Raw genomic sequence first — 18,993 nt, 5'->3', positions numbered from 1 at the left:
GCGCTGCAGGTGCATGGCGAGTCCGCCGATGTCGTACAGCTCGCCCGGTACGGCGATCTTCCAGGGCTTGCCCACCTGCGCCGCGCGGCGCTTCGGTTCCTCCACGCGCGGCCAGTAGTCCAGGTCACGCACGCGGTAGGGCAGGTTGGCGAAGTCGGTGCTCAGCGCCGCCGGGGTCGACACATAGAGCACCGACCTGGCGATGGGCCCGAACTGCGCATGGAAGTGCTGTGCCGACTTCACCACGATCAGCTTCTTGCCTGCCAGGTCGATGCCCAGGCCGGTGAACAGGTCGGGCGACATCACCTGGTTGCGCTTGCTGATGAGCACGATGTCCACGCCGTGGGCTGCCTGCACCCACACGCACGGGCCCATGGATGTGCGCAGGCCGGCCTCCAGGCCGCCTTGCGAATGCGCGTCGTGCACGCCCCTGACGGTCACGTGCAGGTCGATCGGGTCGCCCGAGGCCGGGCCGCACTTGCCGCCCAGGCGCAGGTCGAAACTGGCGCCCACGCCCGCGTCGCGGCACAGCTGCACCGCGCCCAGGTCCCAGACGCCGCCGAAGGCCACGTCGGCGATGCCGCGCTCGACGATGGCGCGCAGCACGAAGGTGCTGTCGCTGGTGGCGCCGCCGCCGGCGTTGTCGGCCGTGTCGGCAACCACCACCGGGCCGCCGGGCGTGGCCATGGCCTGCGCCAGCATGTCGTCGATCGACAGCGAGGGCACGCCGGTCTGGTGGCGCAGGTCCCAGAACTCGCGGCCCAGTTCGTCGGCCAGCTTCGCGGCCAGCGCGGGGTCGTTGTCCGTCACCACCCACAGCTTGGCGCCGGACTCGGGCACGTCGGCCCACGGAAAGCCGTGTCCCAGCGACACCGACAGCACGCCGGGCAGCTTCTCGCAGGCTTCCATGCGGCGCACGAAGCCGGCCATGGGTTCGCGCGTGGTGTGCCACTTGCCGACCATGCGGCAGTCGTGCACGGCCGTTACCGGCTGCACGCGGCCTTGCGCGGTGTCGACCACGATGCGAATCAACTCGCGCAGGCGGATCAGTGCGTCGGTGTGCGGATATTCCTTGTAGCAAATGATCACGTCCGACTCGGTCAGCATCTTCTGCGTGAAGTGGCAGTGCAGGTCGAGCGACACGCCGATGGTCACCTTCGGCCCGACGATGGCGCGCACGCGGGCAATCAAGTCGCCCTCGCAGTCGTCCAGGCCCTCGGCCACCATCGCGCCGTGCAGCACGAGGATCACCCCGTCCACCGGGCCGGCCTTGCGCAGGTCGGCCAGGATCTCGTCGCGCAGGCTCTCGTACACCGAGCGCACGGTGCGCCCCAGCGGCTGCGCGAAGGCCAGCAGGCTCTCGACCGTCTCGTGGCCCTCGGCGGCCAGTTGCTTGCGCACTTCGACCGCGAACATGCCGTAGCCGGTCGCGTCGCGCGTGCTGGCGTCGCCGCGGAAGATGCCGTACGCGTCGTAGCAGCCCAGGCCGGTGGGGGCCGAGACGAAGGTGTTGGTTTCGGTGGCGAAAAGGGCGGTGAAGAACTTCATGCGCGTGGCTCCTGGCGGGCAAGGTAGATGTTTCGGGTGCGCAGGGTGCTCAGCCGCAGTCCCACGACCCGGCCCGCCTCGCGCTCCACGTTGAGGACCGATGCGCCCATCTGCGCCAGCACCGGATCGGTGGAGGCGAGCGTCATCAGGTCGGCCGACAGCGCGGTCAGCGCGCACACGTGCTGGCCGTGGCGGCCCTGCACCGTGAGCAGCAGCGTGCCGTCGGCCAGCGCCACCTGCGCGGTGGCGTCGAGGTCGGCGCTGGTGTAGTCGCCGCACAGCTGCGCGGCCAGCGACGCGGCGTCGGGCACCGCTTCGCCCAGGCGCTCGAAGCGGCGCGGCTGGCCGCCTTCGTGCAGCACCAGCGTGTCGGGCGCGCGCTGTGGATCGATGTCGCCGGCGTCCAGCACAAGGTCGTTCACCGGCAGGTCCTGCAGGCCCAGCCACAGCTTGCCGTCGCCCTGGTGCATCGCCCTGGCGCCGCCGGCCTGCCACGACATGCCCAGCTTGCCCGCCACGTCGGCGAAGCCGAGCACGCTGCCGGTCGAGCGGTCGTGGTAGTTCTGCCCGACCAGCGCGGGGAAGGCGCTGGCCAGGGGGCGCACCTCGGGCGGCTGCAGCGCATCGCCCAGCAGCAGCTCGACCACCTTGAGCGCCAGCGTCGACGGGGCCACCGCGGCGCCGTTCACCATCACGATGATGTCCAGCCCGTGGGCTGGCACGCTGAGCATCTGCGACTGCGCGCCGAGCACCGCACCCGCGTGATGGACGATCTCCACGCCGCGGTACGGGTGGCGCGCCAGCCCGAAGCCGTAGCGCACCGTCGAGCCCGAAGACAGCGTGGTGGGCTCGGACAGCAGGGCCCAGCTTGTCGCGCTGCCCACGGTCTTCTCGCCGGCGCGCATGTGCGCCTGCCAGCGCAGCATGTCGTCCACCGTCGACACCAGCGAGCCGCCGCCGTCGAGCTCGCACGGGTACACGCCGCGTTGCCAGCCACCGCCGGGCGCGGGCATGTACAGGCCGGCCAGGCCGGGCACCACGTCGAGGTCGGTCGCCACCGAGGCGGTGTCGGGCATGCCCAGCGGCCCGAACAGGCGCGTCTTCAGGAAATCGTCGTAGCTCAGGCCGCTCACGCGCTCGACGATCTTCGCCAGCAGGAAGTAGCCGCCGTTGCTGTAGACCATGTGCGTGCCGGGCTCGAAGTTCAGCTCGCTCTGGCGCGCCATGGCCGGCAGCCCCGGGCCCGGCCGGGTGAAGGTGAGGCCGTGCGCAATGGCCCACAGCTCGTCATGGCCGCGCCAGCCGCTGGTGTGCGTCAGCAGGTGGCGCAGCGTGGGTCCGTCGGCGCTCAGCTGCGGCAGCTCGGGCAGGTGCTTGCGCACCGCGTCGTCCACGCCGAGCAGGCCGTCCTCGGCCAGCAGCAGCACGGCCATGGCCGTGAAGTGCTTGCTGGTGGAGGCGATGCGCATGCGCGTGGCGGGCGTGTTGGCCACGCCCATCTCCAGGCTCGCCATGCCGACGGCGCGCCGGTACAGCAGGCGGCCGTGGCGCGCGATGCCCATCACCATGCCGGGTGCGTCGCCGCGGTTGAAGGGCGCCACCAGTGCGTCGATGGCGGCCAGCGCGGCGGCCTGTGCGGCAGCGGGCGACTCGGGGGTGTCGGAAAGGGAAGGCGAGGTTGGTTGTGACATTGAACAGGACAACGACAGGGTGTGAGGTGTGAAGGAAGCGGGGAAGAATCATTGCGGGCTCAGGTCGGCCGTGCCGCGCGCATCAGGCGCACGAACGGCCCCTCGGTGGCGCGCAGCACCATGGCGCCCATGACGCCGCCGATGAGCGTCGTGGCAACGATGGCCATCGCCAGCCCGTTGGGCATGGACTTGAGCGTGTCTGACAGCATGCCGACCACCAGCGGCCCCAGCACGCCGAACGGCAGGCCGGCCACGGAGAGCAATGCGATGGTGCGGGCGCGCAGGTGCGGCGGCGCGGCGTCCTGCAGCACGTTGGGCAGCAGCACCGCGCCCCCGATGAGCGGCACCACCAGCAGGGCCAGCAACGTGAAGGCGTCGGTCGCCGAGCGCGTGAAGAGCAGCAGCGTGGACAACAGTGCCGCCGTGAGGTTGCCCAGCATGATGATGCGCAGCGCGGCGGCCGGTCCCATGCGGGGCTGCGCGAAGCGCATCGCCAGCACGCCCAGCAGCCCGCCGGCCACCGTGCCGCACAGAAAGGCAATGCCCATGCCTTGCCCCATCTGTGCCGGCGTGACGCCGTACTGGCGCGCCGCCATGATCGGCAGCCAGGTGCCGATCGAGCTCATGCCGACGCTCGCCAGGCCCACGCCGGTCACCAGGCCCGCGAAGGTGCGCCAGTGCTGGCGCAGGTGATCGCGAAAGCTGATGCTGTCGGGCGAGTCGGGCATGCCGGACAGCGTCGCGAGCGGTGCGAAACCCGAGGGCGTGTCGCCGGCGTGCACATCGGCGGCTGCCTTCGCGCGCGCCGCGGCCGGCGGCATCCCGGTTCGCCGCGTGCGCCGTATCGACAGCACCAGCAACGCCACGGGAATGCCCGCGGACGCCATCACGAAGAAGGTCAGCCGCCATGCCTCCAGCTGCTGCATCGACGCCGGCAGCCAGTGCCGCAGGTCGTCCGTCAGGTGCACCACGGTGCCGCCCAGCAAGGCGCCCAGCGCACTGCCGAAGATGGCCGACAGCGCGAACACCGCATTGGCCAGCACCCGCTGCGCGCGCGGGAACAGGTCGGGGATCATGCTGTTGGTGATGGGCGTGAGGCCGGCTTCGCCCACGCCCAGGCCGATGGAGGCGATGAACAGCACGCCGTAGTCCATGGCGGTGCCGCGCATGGCAGTGGCGGCGCTCCACAGCAGCACGCAGGCCGCCAGCACCACGCGCCGGTCGTAGCGGTCGCTCAGCCAGCCCAGGGGCAGCGTGGCGATGCCGGTGAACAGCACGATGCCCGCGCCCTGCAGCAGCCCGAGCTGCGTGTCGGAGAGCGACAGCGTGATGCGCATCGGCTCCGTCAGCAACGTGAGAATGACCTTGTCGATGGAGCCCAGCACCGTCGCGATGACCAGCACCGCCAGCGCGTACCAGGCGCTGGGCGGTGCTTTTCGTGTCGTGTCGTGTGCTGCGGGCCGCGTCGCGTCCGGCGGCACTGCGGCCGCCAGCGGAGTGAGGCTGGACATCTCAGAACGGCACGTTGACGGTCATGCCGACGGTGCGCGAAGGCGCGAGCGCCGCCTGCACCAGGTTCGGGTTCGCCGACAGGCCGGTGTCGATCGACACGATGCCGCGCTTGTTGGCCAGGTTGCGCACATAGGCCGCCAGGCTGAAGCGCTTGAACTCGATGCCCGCCTGCAGGTCGACCACCGTGTAGGCCGGCATCTTGATGCTCGGAATGACCGCGCTGCCGGCGTAGCCCGCATCGCGCTTGCCGGTGTAGCGCGCGCTCACGCCGAAGTAGGCCGGGTGCTCGGCAATGCTGAAATTGCGCGTCACCCCCAGCGTGGTCGCGAAGCGCGGCGTCTGCGGCAGCCGCGTGCCGGCCCTGGCGTCCAGGCCCTTCGCGTCTTCGGTCAGGCGCGCATCGATGAGCGCGGCGTTGCCGGTGAAGCGCCATTCCTTGCTGGGCTTCCAGTTGAGCGTGAGTTCGCCGCCCTTGATGCGCGCGGCGCCCGCGTTGGTGACGAAGACAAAGCCGCCGCTGCGTGTGGGCTGCTGCACGTCGCGCCATTCGATGTCGTAGAGCGCGGCCTCCAGCGACAGCGTGCGGTCCAGCAGGTCGGCCTTGTAGCCGAGCTCGTAGCTCCACAGCGAGTCGGACCTGTACATCGGCTGCACGATCCGGCGGTCGGTGTCGGCCTTCAGCACGTTGGGGCCGCCGGGGCGGTAGCCGCTGGCCGCGCGGAAGTACATGGTGCTGGTGTCCGTCAGCGTGTACTTGGCCGCGGCAAGGTAGGTGGTCGGGCTTTCCGACGAGGTGCCGCTGGCGTTGGCATCGACCGGGCCGATCAGGCTGCCGCTCTGGCGGCTGCCGTAGCTCTGGTTGTTGCGCGCCAGCCGCACGCCGCCGGTGAACGACAGCGCGGGCGTCACGTTCCAGGTGACGTCGCCATAGGCGGCCTCCTCGCGATAGCGTGAGAACTGGGTCGACGTCAGGAAGCTCCTGTTGCCCAGTCCGCCGTTCAGGTTGGCGCTGAGGTTTCCGTCGTTGCTGCCGCGTTCGCGGTTCAGGTAGATGCCGGCCAGCCATTCCACGGTGGTGCCCGAGCGCGAGGTCAGGCGAAACTCCTGGCTGACGCGGTGCTGCTCCACGGTGCTGCTCAACGGCACCGAGGCCGCCGACAGGCGCATCGCGCTCAGCGCCGGCCCGTAGAGGCCGGTGAGGTCGACGGTGCTGGCGATCTTGGTGTCCTGCGCGGAGGTGATCGAGTTCAGCCGCGCCCAGCCGAAGTCGTATTCCACGTCCAGGCCGAACAGCTGCGTCTTGTTGCTGTACGGCTCGCCCTGCGACAGCTGGCGCGTGCGCTCGAGTCCCCACGGGCGCAGCGTGCGCCTGTCGATGTCCTCGTAGCCCAGGCCCTTGCGTTTCACGTCCTGCACGGTGCCCGTGAGGCGCACCGTGAGTTCGCGCGTGGGCGTCAGCAGCAGCGACACCCGGCCGCCGTCGGTGTGGCCGCGGTCGATGTTCTTGCCCCAGCCCGGACCCGAGGCGTCGTAGCTGCCGCCGAGCTGATCGGTGAAGGCGGCGATGCGCACGGCCGCCACGTCCTCCTTGATCGGCACGTTGAGCACCGCGCCGGTCGTGAAGCCCGGGCCGCCGCCCTGGGTCCACGAGGTGCCGAACTTCACCGAGCCCGCGAACTCCATGGTGTCGGGCTGGTTGGTCACGTACTTGAGCACGCCGCTCATGGCGCCCGCGCCGTACAGCGTGCCCTGCGGCCCGCGCAGCACCTCGATGTGGTTCAGGTCGAGCATGCCCATGTCCAGCGGCGTGAAGCCGCCCAGCGCGCCGGCCGAGCTCAGGCCGGTGGCCACGTCGTCCACATACACGCCCACGGTCGCGATGCCCTGCACCGGACCTGTGGTGAGCCCGCGCATGGTGAGCACGCCGCCCACGCTGCCGCTGCTCGTGAGGTTCACGCCCGGCTGCTCGGCGATGTAGTCGGCCAGGTTCTTCGCACCCGCGCGCTCCAGCGTCTCGGCCTTCATCACGTTGACCTGCATCGGAATTTCGCGCACCGGCTCGCGGCGGCGCGTGGCCGTCACGGTGACGCTGTCGAGCGATTGCGGCTCTTCGGTCGTTTGCCTCGCGGCCACCGCGGGCGCGGCCGTGTAGACCACGACGGCACCGTCGTCGCCGCGGCGCGTGACGAGCGGCGTGCCGTCGAGGATGCGCGCGAGCGCCTCCTGCGGCGACAGCGCGCCCTTCACGCCGCGCGTGGCCAGGCCCTTCACGTCGTCCACCTTGTAGATCAGCTGCACGCCGCCCTGGGCGACATAGGTGTCCAGTGCGCTCTTCAGGTCGCCACCGGCGATGTCGAAGGCCTGCTGTGCCTGCACCTGGCCCGGGCCCTGCGCCTGGGCCTGCGCGGACAGCCCGCCGATCAGCGCGCATGACCCCGCGATGACCCAGGGGCGCAGGGCCACCCGTTTGCTTTTCTTCACGGACGGCACGGAAGGCAGGGTAGCGCTTTGCTCGATTCGATTCATGATCTACAGCGTGGTATTTGTTGGGGTACCCACTGAGACGAATGCCCCGTCACATTCCGGTAATAAGCTAGTTCGAAATTCTTGTTTCGTTGCCGCTGTCCTGTACCGCCAGGCCGAAGCCCTGCTTGAGCAACGCCACGAAGCCGCCCATGTTGTTCGCATCGAAACTGCCGCCGATGCGGATGCGCGCGACGGCCGCATCGGCGATGACGAGCTTGCGCGTGTTGTAGCGGTTGAACTGGATGGCCGCGTCGCCCAGCGTGGTCTGGTCGAACACCAGCTTGCCCTGGCGCCAGCTGAGCTCGTCGTCGATCTGCTTGGGGGCCTTGGGCATCACCAGCACGTTGCCCGCGCTGGCCACGGCCGCCTGGTTGCGCACGAGCACCGTGGGCGCGACACCCTCTGCAGCCTGTGCGGACGCGATCTGCACGCGGCCTTCCTCCACCACCACGTTCACCTGGTCGCCCTGGCGCCTGACCACGAAGCGCGTGCCCAGCACGGTGATGCGGCGTTCGCCCGCGATCACCACGAACGGGCGCTTCTTGTCGTGCGCGATGTCGAAGTAGGCCTCGCCGTCTTCCAGCCACACCTTGCGCCCGCTGTCGTTCACGAGCGTGCGCAGCTGCGTGGCGGTGTTCAGCGTGAGCACCGAGCCGTCGGCCAGCGCCACCTGCTGGCGCGCGCCCACGGCGGTGGCGTAGTGCTCGCTTTGCCAGTCTTGCCAATCTTGCGAATAGCGCCAGCCCAGCCAGCTGCAGGCGCAGGCCGCGAGCAGCATGCCGGCGGCGATGCGCTGCGTGGAAAAGCGCGGCAGCCAGCGTGCGCCTGCCTGCCGCGGCGAGGGGCCGGACGCGGGGGTGCGCACGGGCAGCGGAATGGCGATCGTCGCGGCCGAAGGTGCAGGCGCAGGCGTTGGCGCTGCTGTCGGGGCCGGCCTTGGCGTTGGCGCCGCCGCCGGGGCCGGCCTTGGTGTTGGCGCCGCCGCCGGGGCCGGCGGCGCGCGCAGGGCGCTCAACCGGTCGGCGCGCTGCCAGGCGCTGGCCAGCCGCAGCCACGCGATGCGGTGCGCGACCGACTCGGCGATCCAGGCGTCCAGCTGCTGCTGGTCGGTGTCGCCCCAGCGGCCGGCGTCGCGGCGTGCCAGCCAGTCGGCGGCGGCGGATTCGATGCGTTCGGCGTCGGTCATGGCGAGAGCCTCTTGTCGTTCTGTGCCCGGCCGAAGGCCTTGGTGTCGAGCTGCACGCCGCTGGCGAGCATGGCGTCGGCCAGCGCCCGCACGCCGCGCGACACCTGGCGCTCGACCGTGTCTTCGGTGATGCCCAGCTGCGTGGCCACCTCGCGTTGCGAGAGACCGTCGATCTTGCGCATCTCCACCACGCGGCGGCACTTGGAGGGCAGGGCGTCGAGCGCCGTCTGCAGCAGCCGCAGCTCGCCGCGGCCCGCGGCGTGGCGCTCGGGCGTGAGTTCGTCGGCCGAGAAGTCGAGCGCGTCCAGGTCGGCAATGATTTCGATGGACACGATCTGGGCACGCCGCGCGCGGTCGATCAGCAGGTTGCGGGCGGTGGTGAAGACAAAGGGCTTGACCAGTTCGGGGAGGGCTTTGGCAGCCGATTCATAGATACGCACGTAAACGTCCTGGCGCAGGTCGGGTATTTCGGCGTCGTCCCGCCAGTTTCGGCGAAGGAACCGCGTGAGCGCGGCCTCCATCGGCAGCACTTCGCTGACGAACCAGGTGTCCAAGTCACTGAGAACCAAAAGAGCGCTCCTGGGAATGGCCGGATGGGATGACGACGGGCCGCCGGGATTGGCGACAGACAGTGAGACGAACGCCGACGGGATTTCCGGTAACGCGCGACGGAAATACCGGAAACCGCGGGCTGGCTCGTCTCACAAGGGTCACAAGAAAAATCACATCGCGGGAAGCACATCCAAATGAATCGAATCGGGAGGCAGAGCGTCACCCCCCCCGCCGGAGCCCGGCGGCACATGGCCATGGCCCTTGCGCTGAGCGGCGTCCTGCTGGCCTTGCCGTCGTCCGCCACGGGGACGGCTTCGGTGCCGGCCCGCGAGTTTGACGTGGTCGGCGGCGCGCTCAAGCCCGCGCTCGACACTTTCATCGCCCAGTCGGGCGTGCAGCTCATCTACAAGGTGGAGGATGTCAAGGACCTGTCCACGCGCGGCGTCAAGGGAAAGATCGCGCCCGAGGCGGCGCTGGACCGCCTGCTGGAGGGCACCCGCCTGCGCATCCGCCGCGGCCAGGACGGCGCCATGGTGCTCATTGCGCCGGCGGACCGGAAGCAGCCCTGAAAGCCCGCTCTCCCCTGCCGGCGCGCTTCAGCCCGGCTTAAGGTTGGCGGCCGATACTGGCCGTGACGGTCAGCTGGCGCTGGTAGGGGTCGCTCAGGCACCCGCCCCTCAGGGGTGGTTCCCCGAAGCCGGCGATCGTCCCCTCTTCGAAATCGGTGCGCGATGGCGGCGAAGGTTTTCCTCGCTGCCCGTTTCGCAGGCACCGTGTTGCAGGCCACGCCAGGCAACGATCCCGCGCGAACCTCGCACGGTTGTCCCCAGTGTTGTCCCCCATCGGCGGGGACAACCTTCCTTCATCCGGTTCGGGCCGGTTCGGGCCGGTTCGGGCCGGTTCGACCCCGTTCAGGCCCAGGCGAGCGCCGGCTCTTCCACGCGCCAGTTCGGCTCGTTCGACGTGGCCGGAAAGCCCGAATCGTTCACCGCGGCGGCGGCCGGCACCGACACCACCGGCGGCAGGTGGCGCAGCTCGTAGCCCCTTCCGTACACCGAATGCAGCATGAACTCGCTCTGCTTGTGCAGCGCCAGCTTGCGCCGGATGTTCGCCACGCAGCAGTCGAGCACGCGGCTCTTGCGTTCGATGCGCGCGTCCATCCACAGCGAGGCCAGCAGCCAGTCGCGCTCCAGCAGGCGTCCCGCGTTGCGGAACAGCAGCAGCGCCAGCTCGAACTCGCGCGGCTTCAGGCGGATGTCCTCGCCCTTGTGCACCACCACCTTGCGGCTGCCGAGGAACTGGTAGTCGCCGAAGCTCGCGCTCACCGACTGCGGATGCAGCAGTGTCTGGTTGCGGCGCAGCGCCTCGCGCACGCGCAGTTCCACCTCGAAATCGTCGACCGGCAGCACCGCGAAGTCGATGGATGCGCCGTTCGGCTCGCGGTCGGCCGACGCCAGCACCGCGGCCAGCAGCTCGCGCTGCAGCGCATTGGCCACCAGGAAGATCGGCAGGCGCAGCGCCTTGCACATCGAGGTCAGCACCGGCCAGGCGCCTTCGTCCTTCAGCACCACCAGCAGCAGGCCGAACTGGCTGCCGCGGGTCACGGCCAGCAGGAACTCGGCGCTGCTGTCGAAGCGCACCGGCGTGCAGCCCATCAGGCGCAGCCTGTGGCCCCAGCACTGGGTCTGGGCTTCGTCGCAGCCCACCATGGCCACATGGCGCGAGCCCTGCGCGTTCTTCGTGTCGATAGCTTCCATCGGGTGTGAGAGTTGGGGGTCGGGGTGTTCAGCCCGCCGCGAGGCGTGTGCCGGCGCCCGGCTGCGTCTTGCGAACGCCGTCCGGGCCGTAGAAGAGTTGCGCGCTGGCCTGCAGGAAATGCAGGGCCTGCTGCGTGAAGTCGAGGTGCGCATACACCATCGAGCCGTTGCGCAGGTTGTGGCTGCGGGCCTGCACGGCCAGCACCAGCAGCTCGGCCCAGGCCTGCTGCACGGGCTTGCCGTCGGCCGCCGCGGCGGCATCGCCCCCGGCACGGCCGGGCCCGAAGCCCAGTGCCACCTGCAGCGCCTCGCGCTCGATGTCCAGCACCGCCATGCGGTCCAGCAGGCGGGTTTTCTGTGCGGCGATCTCCGCCAGGTCGCCGAACACGTTGTCCGACATCGCCTTGGCCTCGCGGTCGAGCAGGGCCAGGAATTCCTGGATGCTGGCGGCTTCGGTGCGCAGGTGCGTCAGCAGGGAGGCGGTCATTCGCGGCCTTTCGGATCGGTTTTGCCCTCGACCGGGGCGTCGAGCAGGTCGCGCACGCTGGCCAGCAGGCCGTCGGCGATGCGCTCGGGACGGATCTGGTAGCGCCCGGCCCGGATGTCCTCGCGGATCGCGGCCACCCGGGCGGCGTCGAAATCGCTGCCGCCCACGGCGCTGGGCATGGCGTGGACGTGCGCGGAGGGCTGCGCCGCTTCCTTGGGGCGTGCGGCGGCGGTGGCCGCGGTGGCGGCTGCGGCGGCAGCCGTGCCGGCCGCGCCGGTGGCGGTCGGTCGGGGAAGGGGCGTGGCCGAAGGGGCGGGTTGATCGATTTTCAAGGTGATTCCTCAGGGGCTGACCCATATATCGGCAGCACGGGCAAGAACTTTAGAAGCGGCTTGCAACAAAGCGTACGGCAAGTGTTCAGGGGCCGCTCGGCTCACTGGGCCAGCTGGATCTGCCCCTGCAGGTCCGCCACGCCGCTGACCAGCCGCCCGTCGAGCGTCTTGGCCTGCACCACGGCGCCCACTGCCGCGCCGCTCATGGCCCGGGCGTCGGTGCTGACCACGAAACCCTGGCCCTGCGCCACCACCTTGACCGACTGGCCCTGCTGGATCACGGTGACGCCGCGCACCAGCTCCTTGCGAAGCGGCGCGCCCGGCGCGATGCGGTTCGACGCGACCACGCCGTTCAGTTCGCCGGCACTGGTGATCACCGAGCGCGGCAGCCGCGACAGGTCGCCCGTGCGTTCGGTGAAGTCGCCCGCGCCCAGCGGCCGGCCCGCCTCGATGGCGCGCGCGGCCACGAAATAACTGCCTTCCACCGCCACGTGCGCCTGCACGAAGCGCGTCCAGGGCCTTTCGGTCTGGCAGCGCACGCCCACCGACACCCGGCCCCAGGGCGTCGCGCCCGGCGGCAGGAAGACCTCGGGCGCGTCGCAGGCGGGCAGGGCGGCGGTGCCGTGGCCCTCCAGGCGCACCGTCACCTTGCCCGGCAGGCCGGCGGTCTGCACCTGCAGGTACCTGGCGATGGCGGCTTCCGCGGCCGGGTTCGGCGCATCCTGAGCGGACTGCTGCGCGGGCTCCGCCGCCAGTGCGAACACCGGGCAGCAGGCCACCGGCAGTGTGGCCAGCACGGTGTGCAGCAGGCGGGTGCGCAGCTTGAAGAGGGTCATCGGAGGCGTCTGGATAGGGGCTTGGAATGCGGTGCGTCCTGTACAGGGAGCACAAGCCACCGCCCCGAAATTCTAGAAATTCCCGGGGCGATCGAAGGTGCGAGCAGCAGGCGAAAACCCCCTTTGTTCGAACGATTGCAAACGCGGCTCATGCATAGACTCGCTTTCCATCTGTCGCCGCGCCTTGCGCATTCGCGACGCTTCAACGGATGGAACACACATGATCGACAAGCTGGACGCGGCGTTTCGCTTCAACCGCGAGGCCCTCAACCTCCGGGCGGAACGCCAGGAGGTGATTGCGGCCAACATCGCCCATGCCGACACGCCCAACTACAAGGCGCGCGACTTCGACTTCAGCGCCCGCCTGAACGAGGCCGTGGAACGCGGCCGCTCGTCGCAGTCGATGTCGATGGCCACCACGTCCGCGCGCCACATCGAAGGCCAGGCGCAGGCGGCGAGCGACAAGGACCTGCTCTACCGCACCCCCAACCAGTCGAGCATCGACGGCAACACCGTCGAGATGGACGTCGAGCGCATCGCCTTCGCGGACAACGCGCTGCGCTACGAGTCGAACCTCACGGTGCTCAACGCCAAGATCAAGTCGATGCTGTCGGCGGTCGCGCCCTAAGCCCAGGAGCCACGCATGCCGTTTCCCAGCACATCCATGAACATCTTCAACGTGGCGGGTTCCGCCATGACCGCGCAGTCGCAGCGCATGAACGTGACCGCCAGCAACATGGCCAACGCCGAGAGCGTGGCCGGCCCCGACGGCATGCCGTACCGCGCCAAGCAGGTGGTGTTCGAGGTCGCACCTTCGGGCATGCAGGACATCGGCGGCGTGCGCGTCGCGGGCGTCATCGAAGACCCGTCGCCGCCCCGGCTGGTGTTCGACCCCAAGAGCCCGAACGCCAACGCACAAGGCTACGTGGCCATGCCCAACGTCAACGTGGTCGAGGAAATGACCAACATGATTTCCGCCTCGCGCAGCTACCAGGCCAACGTCGAAGTGCTCAACACCGCCAAGACGCTGATGGTCAAGACGCTCACGCTCGGCCAGTAAATCCGTACGTCCCGTCCGGCTCGCCCACCCCTCTTCAAGCAACACAGACACACAACGCCATGGCCATCTCCGACACCTCGTCCATCACCGGGCAGAACGCCACCAGCGCCGCAGCCGGCAGCAACAGCAGCGTTTCCAACGCCGACAGCGAACAGCGCTTCCTGAAGCTGCTGGTCACGCAGCTCAACAACCAGGACCCGCTCAACCCGATGCAGAACGCCGAGCTCACCTCGCAGCTGGCGCAGATGAGCACGGTCACCGGCATCGAGAAGCTCAACACCACCCTGTCGGGCCTGGTGAACCAGACCGGCTCCAACCAGGTGCTGCAGGCGGCCTCGCTCATTGGCTACAACGTGCTGTCGCCGGGCGACGTGCTCACCACCAAGAAGCCCGAAGACGGCAAGGACCCGGCCAGCCAGGCCTTCGCCGTGGAGCTGCCGGGCACGGCCGCCGACGTGGAAATCAAGATCCTCGACGCCTCGGGCAACGTGGTGCGCACCATCGATGCCGGCGCCATGAAGGAAGGCGTCAACGCCGTCACCTGGGACGGCAAGGACGACGCGGGCAACGCGGTGGCCGCGGGCGCCTACCGCTTCACCGTGGACGCCACCAACGGCAGCACCGCCGTGAAAGCCACCGCGCTCACCTTCACGCAGGTGGCCGCGGTGAAGCAGGGCACCGACGGCGTCACGCTCGAACTGTCCTCGGGCAACAACATCGGCCTGGCCGACGTGCGCCTGTTCCTCTGAGTCATCCCCCGCATCCAACGCAAACGAATTAAGGAACCATCATGGCTTTTTCCCAGGGCATCAGCGGACTCGGCGTGGCCGCGGCCAACCTCGACGTCATCGGCAACAACATTGCCAACTCGGGCACCGTCGGCTTCAAGTCGGCCGCCGCCACCTTCCAGGACGTGTACGCGGGCTCGCGCGTCGGCCTGGGCGCCTCGGTGTCGGGCGTGTCGCAGAACTTCACGCAAGGCACCACGCAGTCGAGCAGCCGCCCGCTGGACGTGGCCATCCTGAACGGTGAAGGCTTCTTCCGCCTGGCCAGCGCCAGCGGCGAAATCATGTACTCGCGCAACGGCCAGTTCACCAAGGACAAGGACGGCTTCATCACCAACGCCCAGGGCCTGCGGCTCACGGGCTACGGCGTGAACGCCAGCGGCGGCATCAGCGGCGGCACGCCCACGGCCATCCAGATCCCGACCGCGGCCATGACGCCCAACCCGACCAGCAACATCAAGGCCGAGTTCAACATCGACGCGCGCCTCGCCGCCCCCACGAAGACGCCGTTCAACGCGGCCGACTCCGACACCTTCAACTACTCCAACGCCGTCGGCCCCATCTACGACTCGCTGGGCAATCCGCACGACGTGGCCGTGTACTTCGTGAAGACCGCCGCCAACACCTGGGACGTGTACGGCTCCTCCGACGGCGCGGCCATCGGCACCGGCCCCATCCTCACCGGCATGACCTTCGACACCAAGGGCGTCATGACCGCGCCCGTCGGCGGTTCGGTGAACATCGGCCCGCTCAACTTCGCCAACGGCTCCGCTGCGCTCACGGCCAAGGTCGACCTGTCGGGCACCACGCAGTTCGGCGCGGTCAACGCCATGAGCAAGCTCAGCCAGGACGGCTACCGTTCGGGCGAGCTCACCTCGTTCTCTATCAACGCCGACGGCACCCTCACGGGCAAGTTCTCCAACGAGCAGACCAAGCTGCTGGGCCAGATCGTGCTGTCGTCGTTCTCCAACCCCAACGGGCTGGAGCCCAAGGGCGACAACGTGTGGGCCGAGACGGCCGCCTCGGGCTCCGCGCTCACCGGCACGCCGGGCGAGGGCACCAAGCTCGGCGCGCTGCAGTCCGGCGCGCTGGAGTCGTCCAACGTCGACCTCACGTCCGAGCTGGTCAACCTGATCGTCGCGCAGCGCAACTACCAGGCCAATGCGCAGACCGTGAAGACGCAGGACCAGGTCATGCAGACGCTGATGAACATCCGCTGACGCGCCGACCCTCACCGTCTCACACCAGGAACACCCAGTGGATCGCATGTTGTATGTCGCCATGAGCGGCGCCAAGCAAATCATGGAACAGCAGGCCTCGGTCGCCAACAACATGGCGAACGTCTCGACGCCGGGCTTCCGTGCGCAGATTGCCAGCTTCCGCGCAGTGCCGGTGGTCGGCGCCGAAGCGCCCACGCGCGCCTTCGTCGCCGCCACCACGCCCGGCGCCGACTTTTCCCACGGCCCGCTCACAGAGACCGGCCGCCCGCTCGACGTGGCCGTGAGCGGCCCCGGCTGGCTGGTGGTGCAGACGCCCGACGGCGGCGAGGCCTACACGCGTGTGGGCAACCTGCAGATCGGCGCCGACGGCCAGCTCACCACCATGGGCGGGCGCCCGGTGATGGGCGACAACGGCGCGATGACCGTGCCGCCCGGCTCCGCGCTGACCATCGCCTCCAACGGGCTGGTGGCCGCGCGCGACCCGGCCTCGGGCACCCTCACCGGCATTGCCGAGGTGGGCCGCCTGAAGCTGGTGAACCCGCCGAACGCCGACCTCGAGCGCGGCGACGACGGTCTCTTTCGCATGCGCGCGGGCCAGCAGCCGGCGCAGGCCGACGAGGCCGTCACGCTGGTCAGCGGCGCCATCGAAGGCAGCAACGTCAACCCGGTCGAGGCCATGGTGGCCATGATCGCCAACGCGCGCAGCTTCGAGATGCAGATGAAGTCGCTGCAAAGCGCCGACATCAACGCGCAGTCGGCCAACAAGCTGCTGTCGTACGGCTGATCCGCAGCCCGCGCCCACGCTTTCGCACCAGCCGCCACCCGCCCCGCCACACACGCAGGACTCCCAGAAAATGATTCGCTCCCTCTACATCGCCAAGACCGGCCTCGACGCGCAGCAGACGCAGCTCGACGTGGTCTCCAACAACCTGGCCAACGTCGGCACCACCGGCTTCAAGCGCAGCCGCGCCGTGTTCGAAGACCTGGTCTATCAAAACCTGCGCCAGAGCGGCGGCCAGTCGTCCGACCAGACCCGCCTGCCTTCGGGCCTGCAGGTCGGTACCGGCGTGCACGTGGTCGCCACCGAGCGCATCCACTCGCAAGGCAACCTCACCAAGACCGACAAGCCCACCGACGTGGCCATCAACGGCGGCGGCTTCTTCCAGGTGCTGATGCCCGACGGCACCACCTCGTACACGCGCGACGGTTCGTTCCAGAAAGACCGCGACGGCCAGCTCGTCACGGCCAGCGGCTTTCCGGTGCAACCCGCCATCACCATTCCGGCCACCGCCACCAGCATCACCGTGGGCCGCGACGGCATCGTCTCGGTCGTGCAGGCGGGCAGCACCAACACCGTGCAGGTCGGCCAGCTCCAGCTCGCGACCTTCATGAACCCCACCGGCCTGGAAAGCAAGGGCGAGAACCTGTACGCCGAAACCGACGCCTCGGGCGCGCCCAACCAGGTGAACCCCGGCGTCGACGGCGCGGGCACGCTGAGCCAGGGCTATGTGGAAGCGTCGAACGTCAACGTGGTGGAAGAGCTGGTCAACATGATCGCCACACAGCGCTCGTACGAAATCAACAGCAAGGCCGTGCAGACCTCCGACCAGATGCTGCAGCGCCTGGCGCAGATGTGATGCGCGGCGTGCGTCTTCTTCATGGGGGCGGTCGCAGCGGCGGTGCGTGGTGTCGCGCCGTGCTGCTCGCGGCCCTCGCCGCGCTGGCCGCCGGCTGCGCGCAACTGCCGCGCGAGCCGCTGGTGCACCAGCCGATGACGGCGCGCGCCGACAACTACGCGGCCCTGCAGCCGCGCCGCACCCCCGGCGCCATCTTCCAGGACGGCCCCGGCGCCAACGCGCTGTTCGAGGACCGCCGTCCGCGCAACATCGGCGACATCCTGACCATTCTCATCAGCGAGAAGGTCAATGCCACCAAGAATTCGGGCGCCAACGCCAGCCGCACGGGCAGCACCTCGAGCGTGTTCGCGGCCATTCCCAAGCTCATCGGCGGCCTGCTCGACGGGCAGGACGCCAAGCTCAGCGGCGCCAACACGCTCAACGCCAAGGGCGGGGCCAATGCCAACAACACCTTCAACGGCGTGATCACGGTCACGGTGACGGACGTGATGGGCAACGGCAACCTGCTCGTGAGCGGCGAGAAGCAGATGGGCATCAACCAGGGCACGGAGTACATCCGCTTCTCCGGCGTGGTGAACCCGCGCACCGTGTCGGGCAACAACACCGTGCCCTCCACGCTGGTGGCCGATGCGCGCATCGAGTACTCGGCCAAGGGCTACATCGACGAGGCGCAAACGATGGGCTGGATGCAGCGCATCTTCCTCAACGTGATGCCCTTCTAAAAATGACCTACTTCCTTGCGCGGCATCCCGCGAATATTTCGGCCCGCTGGCGCATCGCCTTGCTCGGCCTGGCTGCTGCCTTGTTCATCGCGCCCGTGCATGCGGAGCGGCTCAAGGAGCTGGCCAGCATCCAGGGCGTGCGCGACAACCCGCTGATCGGCTACGGCCTGATGGTGGGCCTGGACGGCACGGGCGACCAGACCATGCAGACGCCGTTCACCACGCAGAGCCTGAACAACATGCTGCAGCAGCTGGGCATCACGATCCCGCAGGGCGTGAACATGCAGCTGAAGAACGTGGCGGCGGTGATGGTCACGGCCACGCTGCCTTCGTTCGCGCGGCCGGGTCAGAACATCGACGTCACCGTGTCCTCCATGGGCAACGCCAAGAGCCTGCGCGGCGGCACGCTGCTGATGACGCCGCTCAAGGGCGTGGACGGCGCGACCTATGCGGTGGCGCAGGGCAACATGGTGATCGGCGGCGCCGGCGCCGCGGCCAACGGCAGCAAAGTGCAGATCAACCAGCTGAGCTCGGGCCGCATTCCGGCCGGCGCGCTGGTGGAGCGCACGGTGGAAGCACCCGTGGGCGCCGAAGGCACCTTCGCCATCGAGCTCAACCGCTCCGACTTCGGCACCACGCAGCGCGCGGTGGACGCCATCAACCGGCAGTTCGGTCCGGGCACGGCCGAGGCCATCGACGCCCGCGCCATTCGTGTGCGGGCGCCCGAGCCGCAGCAGCGCGTGGGCTTTCTCGCGAAGCTGGAAGACCTGGAGGTCACGCCCACGCAAGCCGCGGCCCGCGTGGTGGTCAACGCACGCACCGGGTCGGTGGTCATGAACCAGGCGGTTCGCGTGCGCGACTGCGCCATCGCGCACGGCAGCCTGTCGGTGGTGATCAACACCGAGCCGGTCATCAGCCAGCCGGGCGCGCTTTCGGGCGGCAGCACGGTGGTGGCGCAGACCTCGCAGATTTCAGTGAACCAGGGCGGCGGCGCGATCCAGATGGTGCGCGGCGGTGCCTCGCTGGCGGACGTGGTGAAGGGCCTGAACGCCCTGGGCGCCAACCCGCAAGATTTGGTGTCGATCCTGCAGGCCATGAAGTCGGCCGGCGCCCTGAGCGCCGAGCTCGAGATCATCTGAGGA

18 protein-coding genes and 1 pseudogene are annotated in these 18,993 nt (G+C 69.3%); 9 read left to right on the top strand and 10 right to left on the bottom strand.

From position 1 onward, the window contains the following. Window positions 1-99: 99 nt before the first annotated feature. From ACSFA5_RS14140 to ACSFA5_RS14115, 6 genes and pseudogenes are all read right to left on the bottom strand, one after another. Window positions 100-1,548, bottom strand: a pseudogene (locus tag ACSFA5_RS14140) (M81 family metallopeptidase); the annotation flags it as partial. Continuing rightward, a complete protein-coding gene (locus tag ACSFA5_RS14135; RefSeq protein WP_435444663.1) occupies window positions 1,545-3,239 on the bottom strand; it encodes a serine hydrolase domain-containing protein in 1,695 nt (564 codons plus the stop codon). The gene ACSFA5_RS14135 and the pseudogene ACSFA5_RS14140, both read right to left, overlap by 4 nt. A 59-nt stretch (window positions 3,240-3,298) precedes the next feature. Further along, the gene (locus tag ACSFA5_RS14130) at window positions 3,299-4,750 is read right to left on the bottom strand and encodes an MFS transporter (protein ID WP_435444662.1); all 1,452 of its coding nucleotides are present in this window, start codon (window positions 4,748-4,750) and stop codon (window positions 3,299-3,301) included. A gap of 1 nt (window position 4,751) precedes the next feature. Beyond that, window positions 4,752-7,232 (bottom strand): TonB-dependent receptor, encoded by a 2,481-nt coding sequence (locus tag ACSFA5_RS14125; RefSeq protein ID WP_435444661.1) that lies wholly within the window; start codon window positions 7,230-7,232, stop codon window positions 4,752-4,754. 112 nt (window positions 7,233-7,344) lie between these two features. Further along, the gene (locus ACSFA5_RS14120) at window positions 7,345-8,463 is read right to left on the bottom strand and encodes a FecR family protein (RefSeq protein ID WP_435444660.1); all 1,119 of its coding nucleotides are present in this window, start codon (window positions 8,461-8,463) and stop codon (window positions 7,345-7,347) included. Then, window positions 8,460-9,017, bottom strand: coding sequence for an RNA polymerase sigma factor (locus ACSFA5_RS14115; RefSeq protein ID WP_435444659.1), 558 nt, complete (start codon window positions 9,015-9,017; stop codon window positions 8,460-8,462). Before ACSFA5_RS14115 ends, ACSFA5_RS14120 begins: the two co-directional genes overlap by 4 nt. 246 nt (window positions 9,018-9,263) lie before the next feature. On the opposite strand from ACSFA5_RS14115, the gene ACSFA5_RS14110 reads away from it, so the two are divergent. Further along, window positions 9,264-9,584, top strand: a complete 321-nt coding sequence (locus ACSFA5_RS14110; protein WP_435444658.1) for an STN domain-containing protein — start codon at window positions 9,264-9,266, stop codon at window positions 9,582-9,584. A gap of 342 nt (window positions 9,585-9,926) precedes the next feature. On the opposite strand, the gene ACSFA5_RS14105 is transcribed toward ACSFA5_RS14110, so the two are convergent. The 4 genes from ACSFA5_RS14105 to flgA all read right to left on the bottom strand — a co-directional run bounded on the left by ACSFA5_RS14105 (window position 9,927) and on the right by flgA (window position 12,427). Continuing rightward, a complete protein-coding gene (locus ACSFA5_RS14105) occupies window positions 9,927-10,772 on the bottom strand; it encodes a winged helix-turn-helix domain-containing protein (protein ID WP_435444657.1) in 846 nt (281 codons plus the stop codon). A gap of 28 nt (window positions 10,773-10,800) precedes the next feature. Beyond that, entirely contained in the window at window positions 10,801-11,259 is a 459-nt protein-coding gene (locus ACSFA5_RS14100) for a flagella synthesis protein FlgN (RefSeq protein WP_435444656.1), read from the bottom strand. Then, window positions 11,256-11,591, bottom strand: coding sequence for a flagellar biosynthesis anti-sigma factor FlgM (flgM, locus tag ACSFA5_RS14095; protein WP_435444655.1), 336 nt, complete (start codon window positions 11,589-11,591; stop codon window positions 11,256-11,258). Before flgM ends, ACSFA5_RS14100 begins: the two co-directional genes overlap by 4 nt. A 101-nt stretch (window positions 11,592-11,692) precedes the next feature. Then, on the bottom strand, window positions 11,693-12,427 hold the full coding sequence (gene flgA / locus ACSFA5_RS14090; RefSeq protein WP_435444654.1) for a flagellar basal body P-ring formation chaperone FlgA: 735 nt from the start codon (window positions 12,425-12,427) through the stop codon (window positions 11,693-11,695). Between the two features lie 220 nt (window positions 12,428-12,647). Between flgA and flgB the strand changes: the two genes are divergently transcribed. From flgB to ACSFA5_RS14050, 8 genes are all read left to right on the top strand, one after another. Then, complete coding sequence (gene flgB / locus ACSFA5_RS14085) at window positions 12,648-13,055, top strand: flagellar basal body rod protein FlgB (protein ID WP_435444653.1); 408 nt, start codon at window positions 12,648-12,650, stop codon at window positions 13,053-13,055. A 15-nt stretch (window positions 13,056-13,070) separates the two neighbouring features. Next, on the top strand, window positions 13,071-13,487 hold the full coding sequence (gene flgC / locus ACSFA5_RS14080; RefSeq protein ID WP_435444652.1) for a flagellar basal body rod protein FlgC: 417 nt from the start codon (window positions 13,071-13,073) through the stop codon (window positions 13,485-13,487). 59 nt (window positions 13,488-13,546) lie between these two features. Then, complete coding sequence (locus ACSFA5_RS14075; RefSeq protein ID WP_435444651.1) at window positions 13,547-14,236, top strand: flagellar hook assembly protein FlgD; 690 nt, start codon at window positions 13,547-13,549, stop codon at window positions 14,234-14,236. Window positions 14,237-14,277: 41 nt separating this feature from the next. Next, complete coding sequence (flgE, locus tag ACSFA5_RS14070) at window positions 14,278-15,492, top strand: flagellar hook protein FlgE (RefSeq protein ID WP_435444650.1); 1,215 nt, start codon at window positions 14,278-14,280, stop codon at window positions 15,490-15,492. 37 nt (window positions 15,493-15,529) lie between these two features. Beyond that, on the top strand, window positions 15,530-16,276 hold the full coding sequence (flgF, locus tag ACSFA5_RS14065; RefSeq protein ID WP_435444649.1) for a flagellar basal-body rod protein FlgF: 747 nt from the start codon (window positions 15,530-15,532) through the stop codon (window positions 16,274-16,276). Between the two features lie 70 nt (window positions 16,277-16,346). Next, window positions 16,347-17,129, top strand: coding sequence for a flagellar basal-body rod protein FlgG (gene flgG / locus ACSFA5_RS14060; protein ID WP_435444648.1), 783 nt, complete (start codon window positions 16,347-16,349; stop codon window positions 17,127-17,129). Further along, the gene (locus tag ACSFA5_RS14055) at window positions 17,129-17,851 is read left to right on the top strand and encodes a flagellar basal body L-ring protein FlgH (protein ID WP_435444647.1); all 723 of its coding nucleotides are present in this window, start codon (window positions 17,129-17,131) and stop codon (window positions 17,849-17,851) included. The genes flgG and ACSFA5_RS14055 overlap by 1 nt, the downstream gene beginning before the upstream one ends. 2 nt (window positions 17,852-17,853) lie before the next feature. Then, window positions 17,854-18,990, top strand: a complete 1,137-nt coding sequence (locus ACSFA5_RS14050; RefSeq protein WP_435444646.1) for a flagellar basal body P-ring protein FlgI — start codon at window positions 17,854-17,856, stop codon at window positions 18,988-18,990. Window positions 18,991-18,993 lie beyond the last annotated feature (3 nt).

The sequence above is a fragment of the Variovorax monticola genome, assembly GCF_051216855.1.
GTDB lineage: Bacteria > Pseudomonadota > Gammaproteobacteria > Burkholderiales > Burkholderiaceae_C > Variovorax.
The sequence above is the reverse complement of the archived record's forward strand: the minus strand, read 5'-3'. Positions and strand labels throughout refer to the sequence as shown.

Bases quoted from the DNA above. Each gene is read 5' to 3' on its own strand.
- ACSFA5_RS14135 (WP_435444663.1), bottom strand. From the start codon at position 3,239: ATGTCACAACCAACCTCGCCTTCCCTTTCCGACACCCCCGAGTCGCCC.
- ACSFA5_RS14130 (WP_435444662.1), bottom strand. From the start codon at position 4,750: ATGTCCAGCCTCACTCCGCTGGCGGCCGCAGTGCCGCCGGACGCGACG.
- ACSFA5_RS14120 (WP_435444660.1), bottom strand. From the start codon at position 8,463: ATGACCGACGCCGAACGCATCGAATCCGCCGCCGCCGACTGGCTGGCA.
- ACSFA5_RS14110 (WP_435444658.1), top strand. From the start codon at position 9,264: ATGGCCATGGCCCTTGCGCTGAGCGGCGTCCTGCTGGCCTTGCCGTCG.
- ACSFA5_RS14105 (WP_435444657.1), bottom strand. From the start codon at position 10,772: ATGGAAGCTATCGACACGAAGAACGCGCAGGGCTCGCGCCATGTGGCC.
- ACSFA5_RS14100 (WP_435444656.1), bottom strand. From the start codon at position 11,259: ATGACCGCCTCCCTGCTGACGCACCTGCGCACCGAAGCCGCCAGCATC.
- flgA (WP_435444654.1), bottom strand. From the start codon at position 12,427: ATGACCCTCTTCAAGCTGCGCACCCGCCTGCTGCACACCGTGCTGGCC.
- flgB (WP_435444653.1), top strand. From the start codon at position 12,648: ATGATCGACAAGCTGGACGCGGCGTTTCGCTTCAACCGCGAGGCCCTC.
- flgC (WP_435444652.1), top strand. From the start codon at position 13,071: ATGCCGTTTCCCAGCACATCCATGAACATCTTCAACGTGGCGGGTTCC.
- ACSFA5_RS14075 (WP_435444651.1), top strand. From the start codon at position 13,547: ATGGCCATCTCCGACACCTCGTCCATCACCGGGCAGAACGCCACCAGC.
- flgE (WP_435444650.1), top strand. From the start codon at position 14,278: ATGGCTTTTTCCCAGGGCATCAGCGGACTCGGCGTGGCCGCGGCCAAC.
- flgG (WP_435444648.1), top strand. From the start codon at position 16,347: ATGATTCGCTCCCTCTACATCGCCAAGACCGGCCTCGACGCGCAGCAG.
- ACSFA5_RS14055 (WP_435444647.1), top strand. From the start codon at position 17,129: ATGCGCGGCGTGCGTCTTCTTCATGGGGGCGGTCGCAGCGGCGGTGCG.
- ACSFA5_RS14050 (WP_435444646.1), top strand. From the start codon at position 17,854: ATGACCTACTTCCTTGCGCGGCATCCCGCGAATATTTCGGCCCGCTGG.